This is a genomic window from Stieleria varia (genome assembly GCF_038443385.1).
Taxonomy (GTDB): Bacteria; Planctomycetota; Planctomycetia; order Pirellulales; family Pirellulaceae; genus Stieleria; species Stieleria varia.
Genome location: NZ_CP151726.1, coordinates 7731719 through 7753451, shown reverse-complemented (window position 1 = coordinate 7753451; position 21733 = coordinate 7731719). Strand labels below are relative to the sequence as shown.

Here is a 21733-nt window from a genome sequence, read left to right as displayed (position 1 = left end):
GCGTGAAATGCAACCGAGGCGATCAGCCCACGCTGCCTTCCATTTGCAATTGGATCAGGCGATTCATTTCGATCGCGTATTCCATCGGCAATTCTTTGACCAGCGGTTCGATGAAACCGTTGACGATCATCGTGCTGGCTTCCTGTTCGGTCAGCCCGCGACTGAGCAGGTAAAACATTTGCTCCTCACCGATTCGCGAAACGCTTGCTTCGTGTCCGATCTGAACATCTTGCTCGCAGATTTCGATGTAGGGATACGTGTCGCTACGGCTCTCGGGGTCCAGGATCAACGCATCGCAGACGACATTGTTTTTGCTGTTGTGGGCACCCGGTTCGACGCGGACGAGGCCGCGATAGCTGCTGCGTCCACCGTTCTTGCTGATACTCTTGCTGATGATCTGTCCGGTTGTGTTGGGAGCCGCGTGAACCAGTTTTGCTCCGGCATCCTGATGCTGCCCGGCGCTGGAGAACGCGATCGAGAGGATTTCGCCGCGAGCGCCCGGTTCCATCATGTGGACCGCGGGATACTTCATCGTCAGCTTGCTACCCAAGTTCCCATCGACCCATTCCATCGTCGCGTCACCGTAGGCGTACGCCCGCTTGGTCACGAGATTGTAAATGTTGTTCGCCCAGTTTTGGATCGTGGTGTAACGGCACCGTGCGTTACGTTTCACAACGACTTCGACCACCGCGCTGTGCAAGCTCTCGGTGCTGTACATGGGCGCCGTGCAGCCTTCGACGTAATGCACATTGGCACCTTCGTCGACGAGGATCAACGTTCGTTCGAATTGCCCCATGCTCTCGGCATTGATGCGGAAATAGGCTTGAAGCGGGAAATCGATCGACACTCCTTTAGGAATGTAGATGAACGAGCCGCCGGACCACACCGCGCTGTTGAGCGCCGCGAATTTGTTGTCCTCCGGTGGAATGATCTTACCGAAATACTCACGGAGCAAATCCGAGTGCTCGCGGACGGCGGTATCGGTATCGGTAAAGATCACACCTTTCTTGGCGAGGTCCTCTTCCAATGATCCGTAAACCACTTCGCTTTCAAACTGTGCCTTCACACCCGCCAGAAACTTCTTCTCGGCTTCGGGAATCCCGAGCTTATCAAACGTGTCCTTGATTTCCTGAGGCACGTCGTCCCAAGTCTTTCCTTGGTGATCGGTCGGTTTCAGGTAGTAAAAAATGTCCTGGAAATTGATGTCGATGCTGCCACCCCACTTCGGCATCGGCTTGGACTCAAAGATGTCCAGCGAGCGAAGACGAAACTCACGCATCCAGTCAGGTTCTTTCTTGATGTCTGAAATCTGATGGACAATCTCGCGATTGAGCCCCTTTTGCGCTTTGAACACGCCGGTGGTCTCGGTACGGAAATTGTACTTATTGATTTCGCCGATATCGGACTTTTCGGTAACGTCAGTAGCCATCAAGTGGCCTCCGGAAACGGGATGGAGTGATTGGTAGTGTTGCGTCTGGTCAGTTGGTTCACGCTCAAAGCTGGTTCCTGCTCATCGCGTGGCGTCAGACCGAGACAGCGTCGTCAGCCAACATTTCTTGATTGGCGGCTTCCGCATCGGGGTAAGCTTTGCGGATGCGGTCATACCCGTGCTGATGCAGTTCGTCTGCGAGTTCGGCACCCCCGGTCTCGACGATCCGCCCACCGAGCATCACGTGTGTGTACTGAGGCGGGTTATGTTCCAGCAGTTTGTCGTGGTGCGTGATGATCAACAGCCCCATCTTTTGATGGCCGATGTCGGCGATCGATTCGCTCGCCAAACGCACCGCGTCGGCATCGAGCCCGGAGTCGGTTTCGTCCAAGATCGCAAACTTCGGCTGCAACATCGCCAGTTGCAGGATCTCAGCTCGCTTCATCTCACCGCCCGAGAATCCATCGTTGACGTAGCGGCGAGCGAACTCGGGATCCATACGCAAGTGCGCCATCTTTTCTTTCAGCTCCGCTCGGAACTCACGCATCGGAATCAGCTCCTCGCCCTCCTTGCGCTCTGGACGTCGAACGTTGGTCGTTGCGTGACGCAGGAAGTCGGCCATCTTGACTCCGGGAATCGCCATCGGGCGTTGGAACGCCATGAAGATCCCCGAGCGAGCGCGGACATCGGGTGACATTTCCAAAACGTCGGCACCGTCCAGCGTGATGCTGCCCTCAGTGACTTCGTAGCCGGGGTGTCCCATGATCGCCAAACCCAACGTGCTCTTGCCGCTGCCGTTGGGGCCCATCAACGCGTGGGTTTCACCGTGATTGATCGTCAGGTTGACGCCACGAAGGATCGGTTTGTCACCAACGGCGACGTGAAGGTTTTCGATTTTCAGAACGTGTGACATAGAAGCAAAGGATTCAGAGGGAAATTGTTTATGAAGTGATTTGAGTTAGGTGAGTGATTCGAGATTGAGGACACGGGGTCAACTTGTTTTTTCAGCAGGCTTGCTTTCACGTGGCAAATTTTCTCGCGTGGCTACTGCGGAAAACTGACAGCAATCATCGCCATCAAGTCGGCAGCGACTCAGCTCGACTGGAGTTCCGAGTGCTCTGGAAAAGATCTCCTCCTCCATTCGACACATGGATCGATCTCCCGATGCATCCGTGAGTGATGGATAAGGACACGAACCGATGTCCAATACCGGCAGCTCGACGGTGTTTTCACCGGGAAGACTTTCGCCATTCGCGTTCGCCCCGCTCGTCGGTGACGTGTACTCAGGCGTCTTTTCCCTGATCGTCAGCCGGTGTTGGACTTGGCGTTGAGCCAACAGCGTCGAAAGCTTTGCCACGCGTTGGTTGAAGGAATCATTCGGGTCGATCTTTGCCGCAAACTGACGACCCAATCGCTGAGCGATCGAACCGATCAGTTGCTGGCGGACCACTTCGTCCGGCAGCGCCAAAATCTCACGCCACATGGCATCCGCCAACTCCGTCGGATCAGCGCCGCTGCGTCGGTATCCCTCCACCGTCAGCCGATAGCGGAACGTCGGACGTCCGCGACCTTCGACCACCTTCTCTCGATCAATCAATCCTTGCTGTAACAAACGCTCGATCCGTTGTCGGACGGCCGTTGCGGTCACGCCCAAGCACTCGGTCAGTTGACCGATGCTCGCCGAGTCCCCATGGGCATCCTCGACCCCATGCTCTCGTCCACATCCACAGGACGGCTGCATGCACTGACGCAACGCACGCAACAACTCGCGGTCGACCGACCGGAGGTAAGCTTGTGAGGCGACTTGATCTGATAGTGACATGCGGGACAATGTGCGGAAACAGTGCGTGAAAACAGTGAGGAAAAACGTTGCCGAGAGCTGCTCGATACCACTACTGTTGCGACTGAAGCCATTTTTGACAACTGCCGATGCGTAAAATAACCTCAGGGTTCACGCAACGTAGCCCGCAACGGCACTTTCGCCTCCCTTAACGTGCCTGTTGCGTCAGGATCTGCCATTTCCCTTCCACCGCCCCAACCACCGCACCCGCGGTCGACGTGAGTCCAACGGCTTTGGATTGGCTCCCCTTTCGGTGAATGGTGGGGCTGGTACGATTTTGGCCCTGAGGATTCGATGCTCTGATTTCGGACCCTTTTTCGTGCCCTCTGCCCCCATTCCCACCATCGTTTGCACCGAGATTTTGCAATGAAAGCCGTCGCGGTTACTCCGGGTACCCCCAACAGCGTCCACTTGGAAGACATTCCCGAGCCGAGCGTGGATCAAGTGCCCGACGGCAAGGGTGTCCTGGTCCGCGTCCTCAAGGTCGGCGTGGACGCAACGGACCGTGAGATCAACGACGCGCTCTATGGCAACGCTCCCGAGGGCGACGACTACTTGGTGATCGGCCACGAATCCTTCGGCATCGTGGAAGCGGTTGGTGAAAACGTCCGTCGGGTCAGAGTGGGCGACTACGTGACCGCGACCGTGCGGCGTCCCGGCGGGTCGATTTACGACCTGATCGGCACCAACGACATGACCAGCGAAGAAGAGTATTTCGAGCGAGGCATTAACCTACGCCACGGTTACTTGACCGAACGGTTCGTGGATGAAGAAGAATACATCGTGCGTGTGCCCGAAGGACTGAAGCACTTGCATGTTCTGCAAGAGCCGATGAGCTGCGCAGCCAAGGCGGTTCATCAAGCCTACGAAGCACAACGTCGAATGAAGGTCTGGCGACCAAAGCTGGCGTTTGTTCTCGGCGCGGGCCAAATCGGCTTGCTGACCACGCTGATCCTGCGACTCAAAGGAATCGAAGTCTACACGTTGGCACGCGGTGCGGCTCCCAATCTGAAGAGCGAGATCGTGTCGGGTTTCGAAGCCACCTACGTCAGCACGCGAGAAACGTCGATCGCCGAGTTGGTTGCCAAGTCCGGCAAGCCCGACTTGATCGTCGACGCGACCGGCAGCAGCTCGCTGGCGTTTGAAGCGATGCAGCATCTCGGGCACAACGGCGTCGTCGTCTGGACCAGCATCACCGGTGGCGACCGCTCGGTCCAAGTCCCCTCGGACGCGGTGAACTTGCATTGGGTGCTGGGAAACAAGCTGCTGTTGGGCAGCGTCAACGCAAACCGCGATCACTTTGAAATGGGCATCCGCGACTTGGCACTGGGCGAAATGATGTACCCAGGCGTCTTGGAAAAGATCCTGACCAATCCGGTGGATGGGCTGGAAAACTACAAGGAAATGATGCGTCTGCTGGTCGAAGACAAAGAAGCCTTGAAGGTCTACGTCAACGTCGCCGAAGTCTGACGCACGCTGGGTGTCTTGTACGTCAGCCTTTCTAGACTGACACATGCATCATTTTGTTTGACCCGCAGCCGAAGGCGTAGGTGACGCCACCAACCGGATTGCCCCACAGGTTCAATGGCGTCTACGGGTTCAATGGCGTCTACGGGTTCAATGGCGTCTACGGGGCAAGGACGTGCAGCACTGCGTATGTCAGCCTGGAAAGGCTGACATACACTCTAGTGCATCGTCCGGTCTTGATTTTGGGTTTAGCCGTTTTGGCGATAGCCACGGTTGTGTCACGAAAACCGTGGCTAACGCCAAAACGGCTCATCTACCGAACCCACGTTCTAAGACTGGACGATGCACTAGAACCGCATGTGGATGTGCGATCGCGACGGGCCGCGGTGATAACTGGGACGCGGGTACGATGGGTACACACGTTCGTGAACGATGATCGGCTCGTGGATGATCACCGGTGCCGGTTGCACAATCTCTCGTTGAATCACATGTGTTTGTGGCGAGTACTGCGGAGGTCTCGCGACGATTTGAGGATTGTTGGCGATGGTTTGAATCGACGTGATCACGTTTTCGCTGACGCCTTGCTGGTGCAGCGCGATGATGTCGCTGACGGCAATCGTGCCGATGTAACCACGCTGGCGGATTTGATTCGTGATCACTTGATCGCTCAGTCCGCTACGGCTCATCGAGATGACGTCTTGCAGCGTGACAGCGGACTGCATTTGGACGGCTTGCTGTTGCTGTTGATATGCCATGTGCTGTTGTTGCTGGTAGTACTGTTGCTGCCGTGCCAACTGGGCATCTTTGTCGGCCGCGTTGCCCAGCAGTCCGCCGGCGACGGCGCCGACGACGGCACCGATGCCTGCTCCCGCGCCCGCTTTGTCGTTGTGATCGCCGATCAATCCTCCGGCGACCGCGCCGGCGAGTCCACCGAAGGTCGCGCCGCGCTGGGTGTTGTTTTGAGCTTTGGCATGCGACGCAAACACGAAACAAGAAAGGGCAGCCAAAGCGACAAAGCATTGGCGTGGGGTCATGACAGACATGAGGTTCATTCCATCCAGACGACGGTGTGATGGGGTGCGGAACGGACTTGATCGCCGTCCCGCCGGGTACAATTCCGCTTGTAGCGTCACAAGAGTTTCCGGAGCAATGGCATTCCTGCCCGGTGAAAACGCAACGTCGGCAGAACGCCCATCCCGGGCGATCAATTCGGAGTGTTTTCGGGGTCCCTGTCGTCCGCTGCCGCCCGTTCATCGACCGGTTGTGGCCGTCTCATGATCGCGTAGATCGCTTGGACAAAATCCTGGGCGTTGTCAAAATCGCGGTAAACGCTAGCAAATCGGATATAGGCGACTTCGTCCAACTCGGCCAGATGCCGCATCACGATGTCGCCGACTTCCGCGGCCGAGACTTCGGTGTCGTAGTTGGTGTAGATTTCCGTCTCGATCGCTTGGACGACGTTCTCGATCACTTCGCTGGTGATGGACCGTTTGCTGCACGCCCGTTCAATGCCGCGGCGAATCTTTTCCCGATCCAGTGGCTCGCGAATCTCCCCCCTTTTGACGACGCGGACGGTCAATTGCTCGATCTTTTCCAGGGTGGCGAAGCGTCGATCGCACGAAGTACAGATCCGTTTTCGTCGGACCATGTAACCGCCTTCCGCGGCACGGGTGTCCAGGACGCGGTCGTTATCGACGTGGCAATACGGGCAACGCATCTGTTTGCTGGGAATGGAGAACGGCGAGGGTCAAATAGAGTATAGTGTTTTTGGTGGTCCTTGCTGAGGGTCGATGAATTGAACGAGAGGTGATCAGTCATGACAAGCTGGTTTGTGCAACGAATGGACGGGAACTACCAGACCGAAGTCGGTCCGTTGCGGCCTGCTGAGTTGTTGGCAATGGTTCGTTCCGGCGAAGTGACTCCTGGTTCCTTCGTTCGCAAGGATGACTCAGCGTGGTTTGAAGCCAGCAAGGTCGGGGGCCTGTTCGAGGCGGCTGAGCGGCCCACGGTTCATTATTATTGCCCGCAGTGTGAGACCGAAGTCAAGGAACCGCCGGTCACCTGCCCCAAATGCTTGAGAGACATTCGCAAGGCACATGAAGTGTTGACCGAAAACAAGATCGCCACGAAACGAAGCGACCAAGCCTCCGACGCACCACAGAGTTCGGCAAAACGCTCCATGCAAAACTGGCTGCGAAAACGTGTCGACAAGAAATAGCGTCCCTCTGGCCTTCCTTGATTCAGAAAACACTCAAGCAACGTTGCCCCAGCGGACACCGTACTGGGATTCGCCAGAATTCCCCTCCACAACGGACCTACTTTCGACAACCGCAGCGCGCTTATCAAACGGGTAAGTAAATGTCCGTGACCAACTCGGCGCACGGCGTCTGAGCGGGATCATTTCGGTAAACCTCGAATGCGGCACGCTTGGCCAGTTTGATTTTTTTCGCCCTCGCGTACTGATAGGCAGCACTCCACGCATTGCCAAGATTTTCGTAGCTCCCCGTGTGTCGCACATGAAAGGCTTCGCCGTCCGACAACTGCAGCGAAGTCAATCCGCTGGGCGTTACGGTTCCATGAGGCACCGTCCAACCGGTCGTGAAATCAACGTCTCCGCACTTGATGTCTACCGGATGGTAAACACTGACGACATCGCCATCCGTTGCGACCCCCGCGGCCGCGAGGCCTTGCTGCACCCGCGGCAAGATCGCCTGCATCTTGGCACCAACCTCGTCAAGCGAGCATTTCTCGCGGATGCCGATCAGCAGGTCTCCCTTCGTCACGCCCTCGCCCATCTCAACGATCTTGTCGACCTCGGTGTTCGAAAGAACCGTTCCCGTTTCGATCAACTCCTTCAGCATTTTGAGACCACGTTGGAAGTCCATGCCGATGAAGGTTTTCATCATTCCGGTCATCCAAAACATGAACCACGGCAGTTTGCCGTCCATGTGCCACGTCACCTTGGTTTGCTGGCCCGACGGGACAATCTCAAAGGTCACCTTGGATTTTGAGCGGTGCGGCTTGAGAAAGTTCAGTTCGTCTTCGATGCGTTGAGGACTCTTGAGTGTCAAATGCCGCATCTCGCCTTCGCCGACGACGGGGCCAGCCCAGTGGTAGCGAGATCCGACAGAGTTGGAATCTTCGCTCACGGTGACTTTGGCATCGCGGTCGGCCGGCAGCCAAGGAGACCATGCGGTCCAAGTTGCATAATCGCTGACGGTTTCAAACACCTTTTCAGGCGTAGCATCGATCAACACACTGCGTTCAACGTGAAAAGCAGGCATGGTGGTCTCCGATGAAATCCAAGGGCGTGACGGGGTGCGATTGGCAAAGGATAACGCACTTGGCGCAATCCGGTATCACGCCAGCGATATAGACGGTGCTCAAAAAAAGCATTTTTCACGGACCAGGGTGTGCTCCGTCGGCGTCGCGATTGAGCAATCAAACGCCTTTTTTTCGAGACCGCCAAACGCTGCCCTGGGGGAACTCATGCTCAGCGAGAGATTGGTCGTGCATCGTGATGCTGTATCCGGGCATCGTCGGCAGTCGGTAGCGTGCGTCTTGGATATTCAGGCGATCGACAAAATGTTCGTGCAGGTGATCGCTATATTCCAGTACGACCTTGTCCAAACTGGGTGAGATGGCGATGTAGTTGAATGCGGAAAGGTGTTGAATGTAATTGCACAACCCTACGCCGCCGGCGTGTGGGCAAACGGGAACGTTGAACTTTGTCGCCATCAACATGATCGCGATCAGTTCATTGACGCCACCAACGCGACAAGAATCGATTTGGCAGAACTGCATCGCGCCCGATTCCAAAAACTGCTTGAACATCACGCGATTACTGATGGCTTCTCCGGTGGCCACACCGATCGGCGCGATGGCTCTCGCGATCTTGGCGTGCCCCAAGACATCGTCGGGCGATGTGGGTTCTTCGATCCACAGGGGCTGAAACGCGGCCAGTTCTTTCATGCAATCGATGGCGGTGCCGACGTCCCAGACTTGGTTGGCGTCCATCATCAGTGCGCATTCATCGCCGATTTCTTCACGCAAGATGGTGGCGCGGTGCATGTCGTCGGCCAAGTTTGCTCCGACCTTGAGTTTGAAGTGCCGGAAGCCGAGATCCAGATACTTCTGGCATAGCTCGCGTCGGTAATCGTCGCTGTATCCGATCCAGCCTGCGCTGGTGGTGTACGCTGGCAAGCCCGTGCTCAATAGTTCGGCTTCACGAACAGCCTTGGTTTGCTCGTGCTGTTTCAACAATTCGATCGCTTCGTCCGGCGTCAGTACATCACTGATGTGTCTGAAATCGACGACGCTCACCAATTGATCAGGCGTCATGTCGCTGAGCAGTTTCCAAAGTGGTTTGCCTTCACTCTTGGCGTACAAGTCCCAGACCGCATTGACGATTGCGGCAAAGGACATGTGAATCAAACCGCGTTCTGGACCAAGCCATCTCAGTTGGCTCTCGTTGCATGCCGCTCGCCACCAGTTTGCAAAGTCACCGGTGATCGACTCCAGGCTCCGACCGACGACGAAGCTCTGCAGCTGCTCGATCACCGCCACGCAAAGTTGGGTACCGCGGCCGAGCGTGAACGTGATCCCGTCGCCGGATAATCCCGGGACATCGGTGTGCAAGGTCACGTAGGCACAGGAGTAGTCGGGATCGGCGTGGATGGCATCCGAGCCATGCAAGCCGTCCGACGTCGGAAATCGGATGTCGCGGACGGACAGGTGGGTGATCAGGGGCATCGACGAGGCAAAAAGCAGGGTTTGAAGGCAAAAGAACCACGCCCGAGTAAAATTTGCGAGTTGGGCAACGACGCGTTCGCTCGGCTGGAGGATGGATTATCATAACGTCATCGAATCGACGCCCATCCCCGGCACCTCGGATGGGTATCATTTTCATTCCCCAACACACGACGTGGTCGGATCATTCGACCCCTCACGCCTAAACCTTCCTGGAGACTTTAATGCTTCGTAGCACTGTATTGACCATCGCGTGTCTGTTTGCTGTACCAGTCCTCGCTGACAGCCCCGCCGTGACGGCACCCGCTCAGCCCACTGACATGGTTCGTATCTTTGATGGAACGAGTTTGGACGGCTGGGACGGTGACACCACGCTGTGGTCCGTGAAAGACGGCGTGATCCACGGCGAAACGACACCCGAAAACCCAGCCAAAGGCAACACGTTCATCATCTGGAAAGAACCCGTCAAAGATTTTGAGTTCCGTGCGTCCTTCCGCTGCACCGCAGACAACAACTCCGGCATCCAGTACCGCAGCCAACGTGTTAGCAGCGGCAAACAAGCATCCAACAAATGGGTCCTGAAGGGTTACCAGCACGAAATCCGCAATGAAGAAAATTTCCCGAACGTGCCGAGTTTCATCTATGACGAAAAAGGCACCCGCGGTCGGATCTGCTTGGTCGGGGAAAAAGCCGTCTGGACGGCAGAGGGCAAGAAGGTCCTCGGCGAACCGTTGATCACCGCTGCGGAATTCAAGGAGTTGATGAAGGTGGACGAGTGGAACGATGTCGTCATCATCGCCAAAGGAAACCACATTCAGCACTATCTCAACGGTCGATTGGTCCTGGATTTCACCGACGAACACCCCGAAAAATCGCTCAGCGAAGGCGTCCTTGGGTTGCAATTGCACGCCGGCAAACCGATGTGGGCTGAGTTCAAAGACATTCGTCTGAAGCACATCCACTGATCGAAATGATCTTTTGATCAACACTGAGCGGCCTCCGGCGCGCCCCGGAGGCCGTTTTTCTTTGCCTCTCACGTCTGCCAATGTTCAATTGCCGATAGAATGGCCCCATCGCGTCATTCTAGTGCTGCGAGAACGAATTGAACCTGCATCCCAACCCGACGCGTCAGCGAGGGATAACGTCCGTTATTGAACCTGCATCCCAACCCGATGCGTCAGCGAGGGATAACGAAAAAATTCCTCGCTTACGCGTCGGGTTAGGAAACTTTCGCAGCACTAGTCGAACGATTCACTTTACGGACACCGCCTCATGGAAACCAAACCAGCAGACGAACCGACGAGAGGTCCGATAGGAGAACCGGCTGGCGATCCGATCGGCCCGCTGCGAGAGCCGTTGATGCCGCAGATCTCGATTCGATCCCAAATCGCCTTGATCACCGTCAGTGCTTTTCTGATGGTGGTGGCTCAACAAGCGGTCTTTCACGAACGACTTTGGGCGATCTTGATCCTGGTCGGCTTGGCACAGTTGGTCGCTGTCTTTTCGCTCTATGCACTCTCGTTCTGTATGGCCAATCTGTTTTCCAAGATTTCCTCTGCCGCGATGACACCTCTGCCTGATGAAACGCGATACACGCCGACGTTGACCATGCCGCCGGAGTGGTCGGCGAATCCACCTGCCCAAGCCGCCGGTCAAACAACGGAGACGCTTGCCACCGAGAATCACACCAATGCGGCGTTCGACGAAACATCCCGCCAAGATACGGAGTCATGACGTGCGAGCATTGAACTCCTCTCGTTTTCCGATCGCAGTGTCGATCGCAGTGTTTTCACTGCTGATCGCATCCAGCGTCGCGATGGGGGAAACCAAGCGAATCGGTAGTCTGCCTGGCAAGGCCAAGAACGCAGGCTTCACGATGCAGATCGACATGGAGCCGCTCGGCGGTGATGGCTACCAACCCATTCACCTGCTATTCAGACCCATGGGGACCGCATTCCCTGGAGAACGCCCGCTGACCATTCAGATTCGCCCCCGAGCGGAGCGTGGCACCGATTTGGATTTTCAGTTTCAGCAGGAGGTCGTGTTGCCTCAGGGCGCGACCAATGCGACGTTCAAGCTCTATGTTCCGCACTATTATCGATGGGAGTTTGTGACCGTACGGATTCTGGAAAACGGTCGTTTGATCGAGAAAGGGGATGGGACCTTTCATCTTAATACGCCGACTCAACAATCGATGGGTCAGTTGACATCGATGGGGATCTTGGTCCCCAAGGACGAAAAGACTCAGGATGCGCTCTGGAAGATATTTCCCGACATGCGTTCTCTTGTGACCTCCATCGGCGATGGTCCCTTGCCACGAGATACCGATGTCAAGCGTCTGTCGCACTTCGCCGCCAACTCGTTTGTCGAATCCGTTCAACCGGGGCGTTTGCAGTTTCGGCGTATCGACGAAGAAAGCCTGCATGAGTCTTGGCTCGGTTTTTCGCAACTCGATGTGATTCTGGTCGCCGACCCATTGCTCAGACGCATCGAATCCGAGCAGCCCTCCGCGATGGCGGCGATACGCAATTGGGTAACCGCGGGTGGCAATCTGTGGATCTATGCGGTCCCACCTGATGACGCAGAGTCAGATGGCGGTGCGAGTTCACAGGCATGGCATACCGGCTTGCCAACCCTGGAGCGATTGCCAGCGAGTTCCTTTGTCAAACCAAGTGAATCCCAGGCAAATTTACAGTTGGGCGAATCCAATGATCTGCAGATCATGGAGTACAACGCGTGGCAGGGATGGTACGGCCCCGGCACTTACGGACGTAGCAGCGGCGGTGAACGACGTCAGAGCCTGTTCGACCGAATGGCGTCCGAAAAGAATCCCATGGTGGATACCGTCGCCCCATCTGAACTCGCATCGAAAATCCGATTCGGTTCATTTGGCAGCGGGCGAGTCATGTTGATCGAGTCGGACGACCCGTTCCCCGGCTCGTTTCAGTTCTGGGACTCGGTCAACCGAATTCACGGCAATCGCCTGCGATGGGTTTCACGCAACGGGATCAGCGTTCCTTTGGGCAACGACAGTTACTGGAGTTGGCTGATCGCAGCGGTGGGGCAACCTCCCGTCAAGAGCTTCGTCGGGCTCAATACTTTGTTCGTGGTACTCATCGGACCGGTGCTCTATTTCTATCTGCGACGTCGTGACCGGCTGTACCTGCTGTACTTTTCCGCGCCGGCTCTCGCCTTTGTCGTCACACTCGGCCTGTTCTTGTACGCACTGGTCGCTGATGGTGTCAGCACGAGGGCCAAAGCTCGTAAGTTGACCTGGGTGGATCTTGAGAACGATTGTGTGCTACATGAAATGCACCACACCTACTACACGGTCTTGGGCAGCGGCAATGGCCTGAAGTTTGACAGCGATGTCGCGGTCTATCCTTATCGGCACGGCCCTGTCATCGACGGCTATTACTACAGGAATGCCAATGGCAACGTGGCCGGCGAAGGCTTGATCAATCATGGGAACGATGGCGTGCGATTTACCGGCGGCTTTTTGCCCTCACGCGACCAAGTTCAATATGTAACGGTACAACCCAAGAACAATGTTCCAACGGTTTCCTTTCAAATCGATGATGGAACGCCACGTGTGACGAACCATCTGGAGCAATCGCTCAGCGATGTTCTGCTGTGCGATGCCTCGGGTGTCAGGTGGCATGTCGCGAATCTCGCGGCGGGTGCTACGGCGAAGATGCAAACGGTCACGACGCCGATGATCAACGAGATACTCGATAGCGACGTCTTCCCCAACGCGGCGAACGTACCCGAACTCAGGCGTGACTACTATCGCTACGGATACAATCCATCGGCTGGCTATCTCAATGTTGTACAGACCAGCGAGTTGGAACGTTCGCTCAAGTCATTTCGGCGACTCATGCCGGCCGGTTCTTTTATCGCCACCACGCAGCTACAGGATTCTGATTTGGGTGTCCCCAAAGCGAGACTCAGTGAGAGCGCCCACGTTTACTTTGGAGAGTTGCCATGATCGCAACGCCGTGGACCGGCCCCGTCATCGAATTGCAAAATCTGTCTCGACATTTTGGCCAAACGCGCGCCGTCGACGAAGTTTCCTTTTTGGTGCCGCGTGGCAGCGTGTTCGGTTACATCGGCCCCAACGGTGCCGGCAAAACCACCAGCATGCGGATCTTGGCCACCCTGGAATTGCCAACCTATGGCGAAGCTTATGTTGAAGGACTCTCGTCGGTAAACGATCCCGATAAAGTGCGTAAGCGTCTGGGCTTCATGCCGGACAGCTTTGGCACCTATCCGGATACCAACTGCGCCGAGTACCTCGATTTCTTCGCCCGCTCGCACGGATTGATTGGCCGAGAACGTACCCGCCGCATGCGATGGGTGATGGACTTTACCGGGCTGCGTGCGTTGGCTGACAAGCCGATCCGTGGCTTAAGTAAAGGCATGCGGCAACGGCTTTGCCTGGGTCGTTCGTTGATCCATGATCCGTCGGTTTTGATTTTGGACGAACCCGCCGCGGGACTTGATCCTCGTGCCCGCATCGAGTTGCGGCAAATCATCCGTGCTTTGGCGGCCGACGGAAAAACGATCTTGATCAGCAGTCACATCCTGACGGAACTCGCCGAGATGGTGGACCGTGTGGGGATCATCGAGCGAGGCCGACTGTTGGCGACCGATAGCGTCGACGGCATGCGGAGGCGAACTCGTGAGTCGCATACCGTTGCTATCCGGATCGGTGGCGCGAACGCGAGCGACGATCGCAACACTGCTGTGAACATGCTCTCGGACATGGCGAGCGTGAGAGACATCGAGACGTCCAAGGAACTGATTGAGTTCACGCTCATCGGTGGAGAACCGGAGCAGATCGAGATCCTGCAGAAACTTTGTAACGCACGTCTCGGAGTCGCCGAATTCCGGGTTCGTGATCAAAGTTTGGAAGACGTTTTCTTGAGAGTCACATCAGGACAAGTTCAATAGGACGGGGGCGAGTAAGCAATGCCAGACCACAACTCTTCAGCCTCAACGGTCCCAACCGCCGGTAATCGCCTTGCCGAAGCAACATTGGGCGGCGGTGATGCCTCACGTCCGTACCATTCGTTGGCACTCGATCCGATAGAAACGGGAGCATGGGGCAAGGTCGATGTCTGGAGCGACCGGATTGGCGGATGGCTCAATCCGATCTTGATCAAAGAGGCTCGTCAATCGCTCAAGAGCAAACAATTTCTCGTCATCTTTTTCACGCTTCTGTTTGCCTCTTGGGCATGGACGATCTTGGGAATCGTGATCAATAGTCCCGACGTCTACTACACACCCACCGGACAAAGTTTACTGAGCGGTTACTATCTCATCTTGGCGATTCCCTTGATGGGCTTGGTGCCCATTGTGGCTTTTCGTTCGCTCGCCGCAGAGCTGGACGACGGGACGTTTGAGATGCTGGCGATCACCCAGCTCTCGGCAACGAGAATCGTTTGGGGCAAGCTCAACAGCGCGATGCTGCAAATGCTGATCTACTTCGCAGCAATCGTACCCTGCCTCGCCTTTTCCTATTTGCTGCGTGGCATCAGTCTGCCATCGATCCTGTATCTGTTGGCGTTTGTCTTTGGCGTAGCGTTCCTGCTGACAACCTTTGGATTGCTGCTGGCGACCCTGACCAATCATCGAGCCGTGCAGACCTTCACGCTGTTGGGATTGGTCGGGGTGATTGTCTTTTCACAATTCCTGTGCGGCGCATTTGTCTTGGGAGACATTCTGGGCGACAGAATGTCTTTCGATCTGGGGACGCTGATCGACACTTCCTATTTCTATGCGATCGGACTCTCCTTTGCCGCCATGTTTTTGATGGCCGCCGCTGCCAGGATCGCTCCGGTCACCGAAAACAGATCGACGGGGCTGCGATGGATGATGTTGATACAGCAATCCATTTGGATCCTCGTCATGGTTGCGCTAACGGTTCGGTACAGCGATGTCGAGCCGATCAATTTCGGCTCGACCATGATCGGACTGTATTGGTTGATCGTGGGCACGTTGATGTTGGGCGAATCGAAAGAACTCAGCCCACGCGTGCAGCGAGGGTTGCCACGTACGTACCTGTCTCGCATGTTTTTGACGTGGCTCTATCCAGGCCCCGGTACCGGATTCATGTTCGCGATTTGCAGCGGTTGTGCTGGACTGCTGGTCTTGAGTGCTTTCGGAGATTTTGCAGAGATCAATGGACTGTCTCGCCGTCGCAACACGACGTCGGGACTGATCTTTGCCATGATCATGGCGGGGTACTTGCTGGGTTACCTCAGCGTCATTCGCCTGTTGACGATGCCATTGGCACGACGCTTCGGCTCCTCGTTTGTGCTGCCGCTCGTGATCGGTCTCTTGGTCATGTTCACCGCGCTAGTCACGCCGTTGATCTTACACTTCATGCTGACCGGCGGACCGCCTCGAAGCTACGAGGTCCTAGAAGCCCCCAATTGGGCCTGGACCTGGGAGCATGCCATCAATCGCCGATTTGATCCCGGCATCGCAACGCTGATCTTTGTCGTCGGTGCGATGGTGTTCGCCATCAACCTGTTCTTTCTATTCCGCGAGTTTCGCTATCGTCGGATCGCGGTGCCTCGCCGTGTCTTGGCCGACGAAGCCGTGGACGCAAACTGATCGGCTGTTTGCCGGCAATAGAAAAACGTGTGACTGCCGAGTCAGATGATCAGGCCGATCAACTTGAGTTGATAGTGCCTCCGCTGGCATTTCGGACAGTAGTAGGCTGCCCTCATGACCAGTTTTTCAAACCAGCGGCGATGTGTCTTTTGAAAACCTGTGCCGCAACGCCCGCATCTGTGCCCTGACATGAAATGAGTCTCCCTCGCGTCTGAAACAGGATCGATACCGACTCGAAATGTATGTGCCCACGCCCAGAAATCCAGCAGAGATCAGCGCTGATTGTGTTAAAATCGGCAACGTCCTCCTGACTTCCCTAAACCGCTATTCCCGGTCCCCAGATGGTCCTCGGCCCCAGAAATCTCGTCCCCTCTGCAAGGTGCGGTGCCGTGAAAAAGCCTCCAGGTCGATGTTTCACCCCACCGTGGTGAGGTCCCCGTTTGACGGCTACAATGCCCGTTTCGGCGATTGATGCCTTTTCAAGAGACATGCGAGAGAATAGAGATGAGCGATTCCAAAGTCAGTGGCGTGGTCCACTTGATCGAAGAAACCAAGACCTACGGAGCAAAGGGATTTCGAAAAAGATTGGTGGTCCTGGAGCAGGACAAGGGCAGTTTCACCAATTACGTCCCCGTCGAGTTTACTCGTGATCTCTGCGATACCGTCGACGATATGAACATGGGTGACGAAGTCGAAATCACCTATCGCCTGAATGGTCGTCGCTGGCAAAAAGACGCCAACAGCGAAGTCAAGTACTTCCTGAGCTGTGAAGCTGTCGCGTTCCGTGTCGTGGGCAGCGGCCCAGGCGGCGAACCGATGACCGAAAAAGTGACCGACGCCAATGATGCGTTCAACGAAGCCGGTGACGACGACGCACCGTTCTAGTTCAGATTATTCTCTTTGCAATGCGTTTGCACGAAACGGTTTACGCGGATTGGCACGCAAACAGGCTGCGCATATCAGCCGCCACGCGATAGCGTCGGGTTCTCACGCCTGAAATCGGGAACCGGACGCTATCGCGTGCCGGCTGATGAATCATCCGTGCTAGTATTCAAACTCAAACACGTGGTGTTGACGCTAGTTCGTTCGTCGACGCCGACGCTGCGTGATCGCTGCGACACTCAATCCGACAAGAGCCACGAAACATCCTGGTTCGGGTACGGCGGCCGCGCTGGTGTTCAGTTGGACGGTGTACGTGAACACGTTGAACTCCGCGAGGTTTTCTTGAACCCAGATGGTGTAGTCGCCAGCTCCCAGCGGTGCCGTCACGCCTTGGCCACCGAAATTCTGCTGAGCCGTCGTTAAGTCCAGCAGGTTGATGTTCAATGTCCCAGCGTCACCAACCAGGGTGGCAATCAGCAATTGGGTTCCATTTCCAAAATCGGAGGTGGTCCCGTCGTCCAATCCAAAGAAATGCCCATCTCCTTCAAAGTCCAGCAGGATGACAGAGTCCAGCACCTGCCCCGCGCCGATGGTGAAGGTAAAGATATCAGGATCGATATCCAGCTCGTTGACCTCTCCTTGGACCAGGGCTCCTTCGACCTCGTTGGCACCCAGAGCAAGCGTACCGATTGACGTCGGCGCCGTGGGCAGATTGCTCAAATCAGTCGCCAAGTCAAATTCACTGAACACGATTTCCGCAGAACCATTGGAACAAGCGAGCAAGAGCCCGATCGAAAGCAGGGCGAATCGCAGCATCAGTTGAGACCGGAGTGCAGAGGATACAGAGGGGGAAAGTTTCACCAAACGCCGAGTATAACTCGCTCAATGTATCGGGGATAGCTTTTCAAAAGATCCGTTCCGCCATCGTGGCGCCGAGCAGCATCCCAGCAAATACAACGCTGTAAAGCATTCTGACCGTCAAGAATACTAGCACGAAGCGCAAGCGAGTGAATCTGGCGACTCACCAACTCGCTCGCGTTTCGTGCAGGTATGTCCCGCATTTCAGCAGATAAAATGCTTCACAGCATTGCCGCCTGGCGACGGCGGCCTTTCAGACCACCCGAATGGCATTGCCCCCCGGCACGCCGATCTGCTATGCCTCGATCGTCAACGATTCGCCATTCTTCCATTCCGGGACAGCACGATGCATCCTCTGCCTTCATTGCGACACGCCGCTGCGATAGCGGCTGTCATTTTCGCAGCGTCTCCCACTTTCGCCCAGCAGTCGATTCCGCCGTTCACCGAGTCGGTTCAACAAGCCTCCGCGAGGGAGCCTGCGACGGGGACGTTACCTGACCCGGCTGAAGCCACGAGCGAAATCCCTCCCTCGTCAGGCCCATTTGCTTCGGCACCAACCGGAGCGACAGCGACGACGATCGCGGCGCAAGCTCTTGCACGGAGCCGCATGAAGCACGACACGACTTCGGTCCTGATCGACATGGAGATCTTGTCGATTCAACCCGATTTGCGTGTCAAATGGTACGAACGAATCGGGACGAACAACATCAACACCACGTTCACCAGAATCCCTGAAACAAAACACAACGATATCGATGGATCGCCGATATCTAACTCGCGGCAGACCTGCACTTACATTCCTGGCACGATCTCAACTGCAACGATCACGGCCGATGACCAAAAGCAACTGCGAGAGGAGGTCCGCCAATCAGCCGTCAGTCGCATCATCGCGACGCCACGAGTGATTACCAATGATCATGTCCCCGCTACCATCAGTGACGTTCAGCAGCGACCGTTCTTGACGGACCTGACTCGAGAGAACGGAATCCAGTCGGACATCCAGGTGCTCGACGAAGGCACCGAGATCGGAGTCTGCCCCAGTGTCAACGTCGAGTCCATCGAGCTGGATGTCTTTCTACGCACCGCGTTGGTCAAGCAGGTTACGACTCAGCGTGTCTTCGGAATCTCCGATGGCGAAACGATCGTGCAAGTTCCCGAACTGCAGACCACGTCCTTGCAAACGCATCATGATCTCCGCCCAGGCGAGGTTCTATTGATCGATCCGTACATCGAAGTCGCCGCGCAACCAAAGGCGGACGCCGAGCCGGGGATTCTCAAAAAGCTGCCATCCATTGTTTCAACTTTCCGATCAGAAACACCGCAGCAATCTCCCAACCAAATGATGATTTTGATTCGCGCCAAGCTCGTCCAACCACAAGTCAAGCAGGCAAACGCCGAGCGCTAACACCACGTAGGCGAGTCTCTCCGAGACTCGCAATCTTCAGTGTCTCAGAGAGACGCCGCTACGTGTAGATGCCACCGAGTCGGATCCCGTTTACCGCGTCCTGATTCCCTCCCTGAAAATCTCCCGCACCGACAAACGCATCCAGGAAATCACAACCCTTGCGATCCCGACTTGGTTTTATGGCCACGAGCCCCCAGCGTCATTTGCTACCGACATCGCCAAGTACTTCAGCAACAGCATTCGCGAGGACGGCTTGCTGCAAATCGCCAACCATGGCGTGATCGATACACCTGGCAACGCCGGGACCGATCAAGAAACGTTCCAGGATGGTGCTCAAAACTACTACGAGACTTTCCTGCACGCATCTCCCATGATTCTGCTGGGCAGAGAGTACTGGCAACAGGAGCGTCCCGCATGGCCGTTGATGCGATCCCTTGCGGAAACGCCAGGCAAAGAACACATGCGAGACAACGTCCACTTGGTCGACACGATCAACGAAGCCCGAGAGATCATCGAAGCATTCCGGCCTCCTCACTTGCTTTCTTGACGTGGTCTCCTGGCTTCCAGCCACGGTTGCTCGGGCACATCGTCAGGATGGTCGATCGCCCACTGCGGAGTTTCAAACCAACGAAGCGAACTGTGGCGCGGATAGGTCTCCCAGATTTCTGCCGCGGCGGGATCGGTTTGACGCAAGTCACCGGTGCGGACCAAATGATCCTGCAGCGTCTGAGCCATGGCCTGCTGCAGCTCCGCAAACTCTGGCTTGCCAGCGAGATTGTCCATGCAAGCGGGATCGGTGCGAATGTCGTACAACTCGACGGCAGGCCGCAGATCAACCGCAGCACTCAGTAACTGACCGACCTTGGGTTCGTCGCGGTGATCGACCATCCAACGCAAGGTCGGTCCATCGTCGATATCGTGGTAACCCGCATGCGGCGGACCGAGTTTCCCAGCCACCAATTCGCCGTCGCCATTGAACTTTGCCCCGTCGTACTTTTGTCCCGGCCCGGCCGGCCAACGCTCCGGTTTGAAATTGCGGATGTACAAATGCGTTTTGGTTCGAACGCATCGACTCGGATAGCCCAATGTGTTGTATCGAGACGAAGAATGCCGTTCGCGACCACTGAAGACCGCGTCACGGGCCGGCACCGTCTTGTCCGACGCTCCATGAAAACGGGACAAGAAACTTACCCCCGATAACTGCTCGGATTGGCGAGGCACGACTCTCGCGGCTTCGAAAATGACCCGTGTCACATCGATCAAACTCACCAAGTCATCCGTGTCTTGACCGGCAGGAATCTCCGCCGGCCAGGAAACGGCCATCGGCATGTGGATGCCGTATTCATAAAGATTTGCTTTGGCGCGAGGAAACGGCATGCCGTTGTCACTCGTCACGATCACCAATGTATTGTCCAACTGCCCGGTCTCGGCAAGCTTGTCCAGCATGCGTTGCAAATGCGAGTCAAACCACTGAACTTCAAACAAGTAGTCCGCCATGTCGCTGCGGATCGCATCGCTATCGGGCAAGAACTTTGGAACGTTGACCTTCGCCGGATCGACTCCGTTCTCCGCACCAAGTCCGGCACCGTAGACCCGGTGTGGTTCCTGACCGCCGAACCAAAAGCAAAACGGTTGGCCTTCCTTTTGTTCAGCCAGAAAATCTTCAAAGTTGGCGGCATAGTCCAGATTGGAAATCCCCTTGGGGGCCTCCATCTTGCGTTTACCGTAGCCCTTGCCCGCTGGATTGTGTGGCCAGCCCGCGGACTTGCCCGGTCCCCAGCCTTTGCCCGTCATCCCCACGTGATAACCGGCTTGTTCTAGCTGTTGTGTGAAAACCGGCAGCTCGGTCGGAAAGTCACTCGCGTGCGTCCCCGCTTCTCGGTTCTGCCAGATTTCGCGACCGGTCAAGAACGCTGCCCGCATCGGGCTACAACCAGGTGCGGGTGTGAACGCGTTGCGAAACAAAATGCCTTGCTTGGCGACTCGATCGAACGCCGGCGTCTTGATCGCGGGATCACCATACGCCGATGCATGGGGATACGATTGGTCATCGGAGATCGCGATCAGAATGTTCGGCCGCTCGGTGTTCGCTTGCACATCGGCAAAAGAATTGGCGGCCGAAAGCATTGCGATTAGCAAAAGTCCCGTCGCTACGATCAACGAAACATTTCCTGACGCATCCCGTAATGGGATTCGCCAGAATTCCCTCAACAACGCATTCCCGGCGAAATCCAAGACGCCATTGATCGATGATAAATTCCTAAGCCGGTATCTCACACTGTCCATGGAAGTCTATTCCCTGAATCGAGTCTTGATGTGTTCTCTATCCACCGCCAACGGACTGACAATGTACTCGCCCGCCGAGCACGCAGGTATGCAAAGCCAGCAGAATTGTCTGTTGACCGCGTGGCGGCTTATTTATCCAACCCACGTTCTGAGACTGGACGATGCAATAGAACATTCTTGCCCAAGCCTCAGAAGC

At 56.0% G+C, this 21733-nt stretch carries 19 protein-coding genes; 10 read left to right on the top strand and 9 right to left on the bottom strand.

All coding sequences use genetic code 11. The features are described 5' to 3' along the window. Positions 1-22: 22 nt before the first annotated feature. From sufB to Pla52nx_RS26020, 3 genes are all read right to left on the bottom strand, one after another. Positions 23-1429 carry a Fe-S cluster assembly protein SufB gene (gene sufB / locus Pla52nx_RS26030; RefSeq protein WP_146518830.1) on the bottom strand — a complete coding sequence of 469 codons (1407 nt, stop codon included), beginning with the start codon at positions 1427-1429 and terminating at the stop codon, positions 23-25. 94 nt (positions 1430-1523) lie between these two features. Further along, positions 1524-2342, bottom strand: coding sequence for a Fe-S cluster assembly ATPase SufC (sufC, locus tag Pla52nx_RS26025; RefSeq protein ID WP_146518829.1), 819 nt, complete (start codon positions 2340-2342; stop codon positions 1524-1526). Positions 2343-2420: 78 nt separating this feature from the next. Then, positions 2421-3251 carry a helix-turn-helix transcriptional regulator gene (locus Pla52nx_RS26020; protein ID WP_146518828.1) on the bottom strand — a complete coding sequence of 277 codons (831 nt, stop codon included), beginning with the start codon at positions 3249-3251 and terminating at the stop codon, positions 2421-2423. A gap of 384 nt (positions 3252-3635) precedes the next feature. Here Pla52nx_RS26020 and Pla52nx_RS26015 point away from each other — a divergent pair, with 384 nt between their 5' ends. Then, positions 3636-4739, top strand: coding sequence for a glucose 1-dehydrogenase (locus Pla52nx_RS26015; protein ID WP_146518827.1), 1104 nt, complete (start codon positions 3636-3638; stop codon positions 4737-4739). A gap of 344 nt (positions 4740-5083) precedes the next feature. Here Pla52nx_RS26015 and Pla52nx_RS26010 read toward each other — a convergent pair whose 3' ends face one another. After that, positions 5084-5779 carry a glycine zipper domain-containing protein gene (locus Pla52nx_RS26010; protein WP_197454352.1) on the bottom strand — a complete coding sequence of 232 codons (696 nt, stop codon included), beginning with the start codon at positions 5777-5779 and terminating at the stop codon, positions 5084-5086. A 161-nt stretch (positions 5780-5940) separates the two neighbouring features. After that, entirely contained in the window at positions 5941-6453 is a 513-nt protein-coding gene (gene nrdR / locus Pla52nx_RS26005) for a transcriptional regulator NrdR (RefSeq protein WP_146518825.1), read from the bottom strand. A 99-nt stretch (positions 6454-6552) separates the two neighbouring features. Between nrdR and Pla52nx_RS26000 the strand changes: the two genes are divergently transcribed. After that, entirely contained in the window at positions 6553-6954 is a 402-nt protein-coding gene (locus tag Pla52nx_RS26000) for a GYF domain-containing protein (protein ID WP_146518824.1), read from the top strand. A gap of 124 nt (positions 6955-7078) precedes the next feature. Here the strand turns inward: Pla52nx_RS26000 and Pla52nx_RS25995 are convergent, their stop codons facing one another. Both Pla52nx_RS25995 and Pla52nx_RS25990 read right to left on the bottom strand, forming a co-directional pair. After that, positions 7079-8020: an SRPBCC family protein gene (locus Pla52nx_RS25995; protein ID WP_146518823.1), complete on the bottom strand. Its 942-nt coding sequence runs from the start codon at positions 8018-8020 to the stop codon at positions 7079-7081. A gap of 157 nt (positions 8021-8177) precedes the next feature. Continuing rightward, on the bottom strand, positions 8178-9488 hold the full coding sequence (locus Pla52nx_RS25990) for an enolase C-terminal domain-like protein (RefSeq protein ID WP_146518822.1): 1311 nt from the start codon (positions 9486-9488) through the stop codon (positions 8178-8180). A 221-nt stretch (positions 9489-9709) separates the two neighbouring features. On the opposite strand from Pla52nx_RS25990, the gene Pla52nx_RS25985 reads away from it, so the two are divergent. From Pla52nx_RS25985 to Pla52nx_RS25960, 6 genes are all read left to right on the top strand, one after another. Beyond that, positions 9710-10450, top strand: a complete 741-nt coding sequence (locus Pla52nx_RS25985; RefSeq protein WP_146518821.1) for a 3-keto-disaccharide hydrolase — start codon at positions 9710-9712, stop codon at positions 10448-10450. Positions 10451-10757: 307 nt separating this feature from the next. After that, positions 10758-11219 carry a hypothetical protein gene (locus tag Pla52nx_RS25980; RefSeq protein ID WP_146518820.1) on the top strand — a complete coding sequence of 154 codons (462 nt, stop codon included), beginning with the start codon at positions 10758-10760 and terminating at the stop codon, positions 11217-11219. Between the two features lies 1 nt (position 11220). Beyond that, positions 11221-13473, top strand: coding sequence for a hypothetical protein (locus Pla52nx_RS25975; RefSeq protein WP_146518819.1), 2253 nt, complete (start codon positions 11221-11223; stop codon positions 13471-13473). Then, positions 13470-14438 (top strand): ABC transporter ATP-binding protein, encoded by a 969-nt coding sequence (locus tag Pla52nx_RS25970; protein WP_146518818.1) that lies wholly within the window; start codon positions 13470-13472, stop codon positions 14436-14438. Before Pla52nx_RS25975 ends, Pla52nx_RS25970 begins: the two co-directional genes overlap by 4 nt. An 18-nt stretch (positions 14439-14456) precedes the next feature. Continuing rightward, positions 14457-16106: an ABC transporter permease gene (locus Pla52nx_RS25965; protein ID WP_146518817.1), complete on the top strand. Its 1650-nt coding sequence runs from the start codon at positions 14457-14459 to the stop codon at positions 16104-16106. 504 nt (positions 16107-16610) lie between these two features. Further along, complete coding sequence (locus Pla52nx_RS25960; RefSeq protein WP_146518816.1) at positions 16611-16991, top strand: DUF3127 domain-containing protein; 381 nt, start codon at positions 16611-16613, stop codon at positions 16989-16991. 192 nt (positions 16992-17183) lie between these two features. On the opposite strand, the gene Pla52nx_RS25955 is transcribed toward Pla52nx_RS25960, so the two are convergent. Beyond that, a complete protein-coding gene (locus Pla52nx_RS25955; protein WP_146518815.1) occupies positions 17184-17804 on the bottom strand; it encodes a hypothetical protein in 621 nt (206 codons plus the stop codon). A 388-nt stretch (positions 17805-18192) separates the two neighbouring features. Here Pla52nx_RS25955 and Pla52nx_RS25950 point away from each other — a divergent pair, with 388 nt between their 5' ends. Both Pla52nx_RS25950 and Pla52nx_RS25945 read left to right on the top strand, forming a co-directional pair. Further along, entirely contained in the window at positions 18193-19251 is a 1059-nt protein-coding gene (locus Pla52nx_RS25950) for a type II and III secretion system protein (RefSeq protein WP_146518814.1), read from the top strand. Between the two features lie 253 nt (positions 19252-19504). Further along, positions 19505-19798, top strand: coding sequence for a hypothetical protein (locus tag Pla52nx_RS25945; protein WP_146518813.1), 294 nt, complete (start codon positions 19505-19507; stop codon positions 19796-19798). Here Pla52nx_RS25945 and Pla52nx_RS25940 read toward each other — a convergent pair. After that, positions 19783-21537 (bottom strand): sulfatase family protein, encoded by a 1755-nt coding sequence (locus Pla52nx_RS25940; RefSeq protein WP_197454351.1) that lies wholly within the window; start codon positions 21535-21537, stop codon positions 19783-19785. The two genes, Pla52nx_RS25945 and Pla52nx_RS25940, sit on opposite strands and share 16 nt — an antisense overlap. Positions 21538-21733 lie beyond the last annotated feature (196 nt).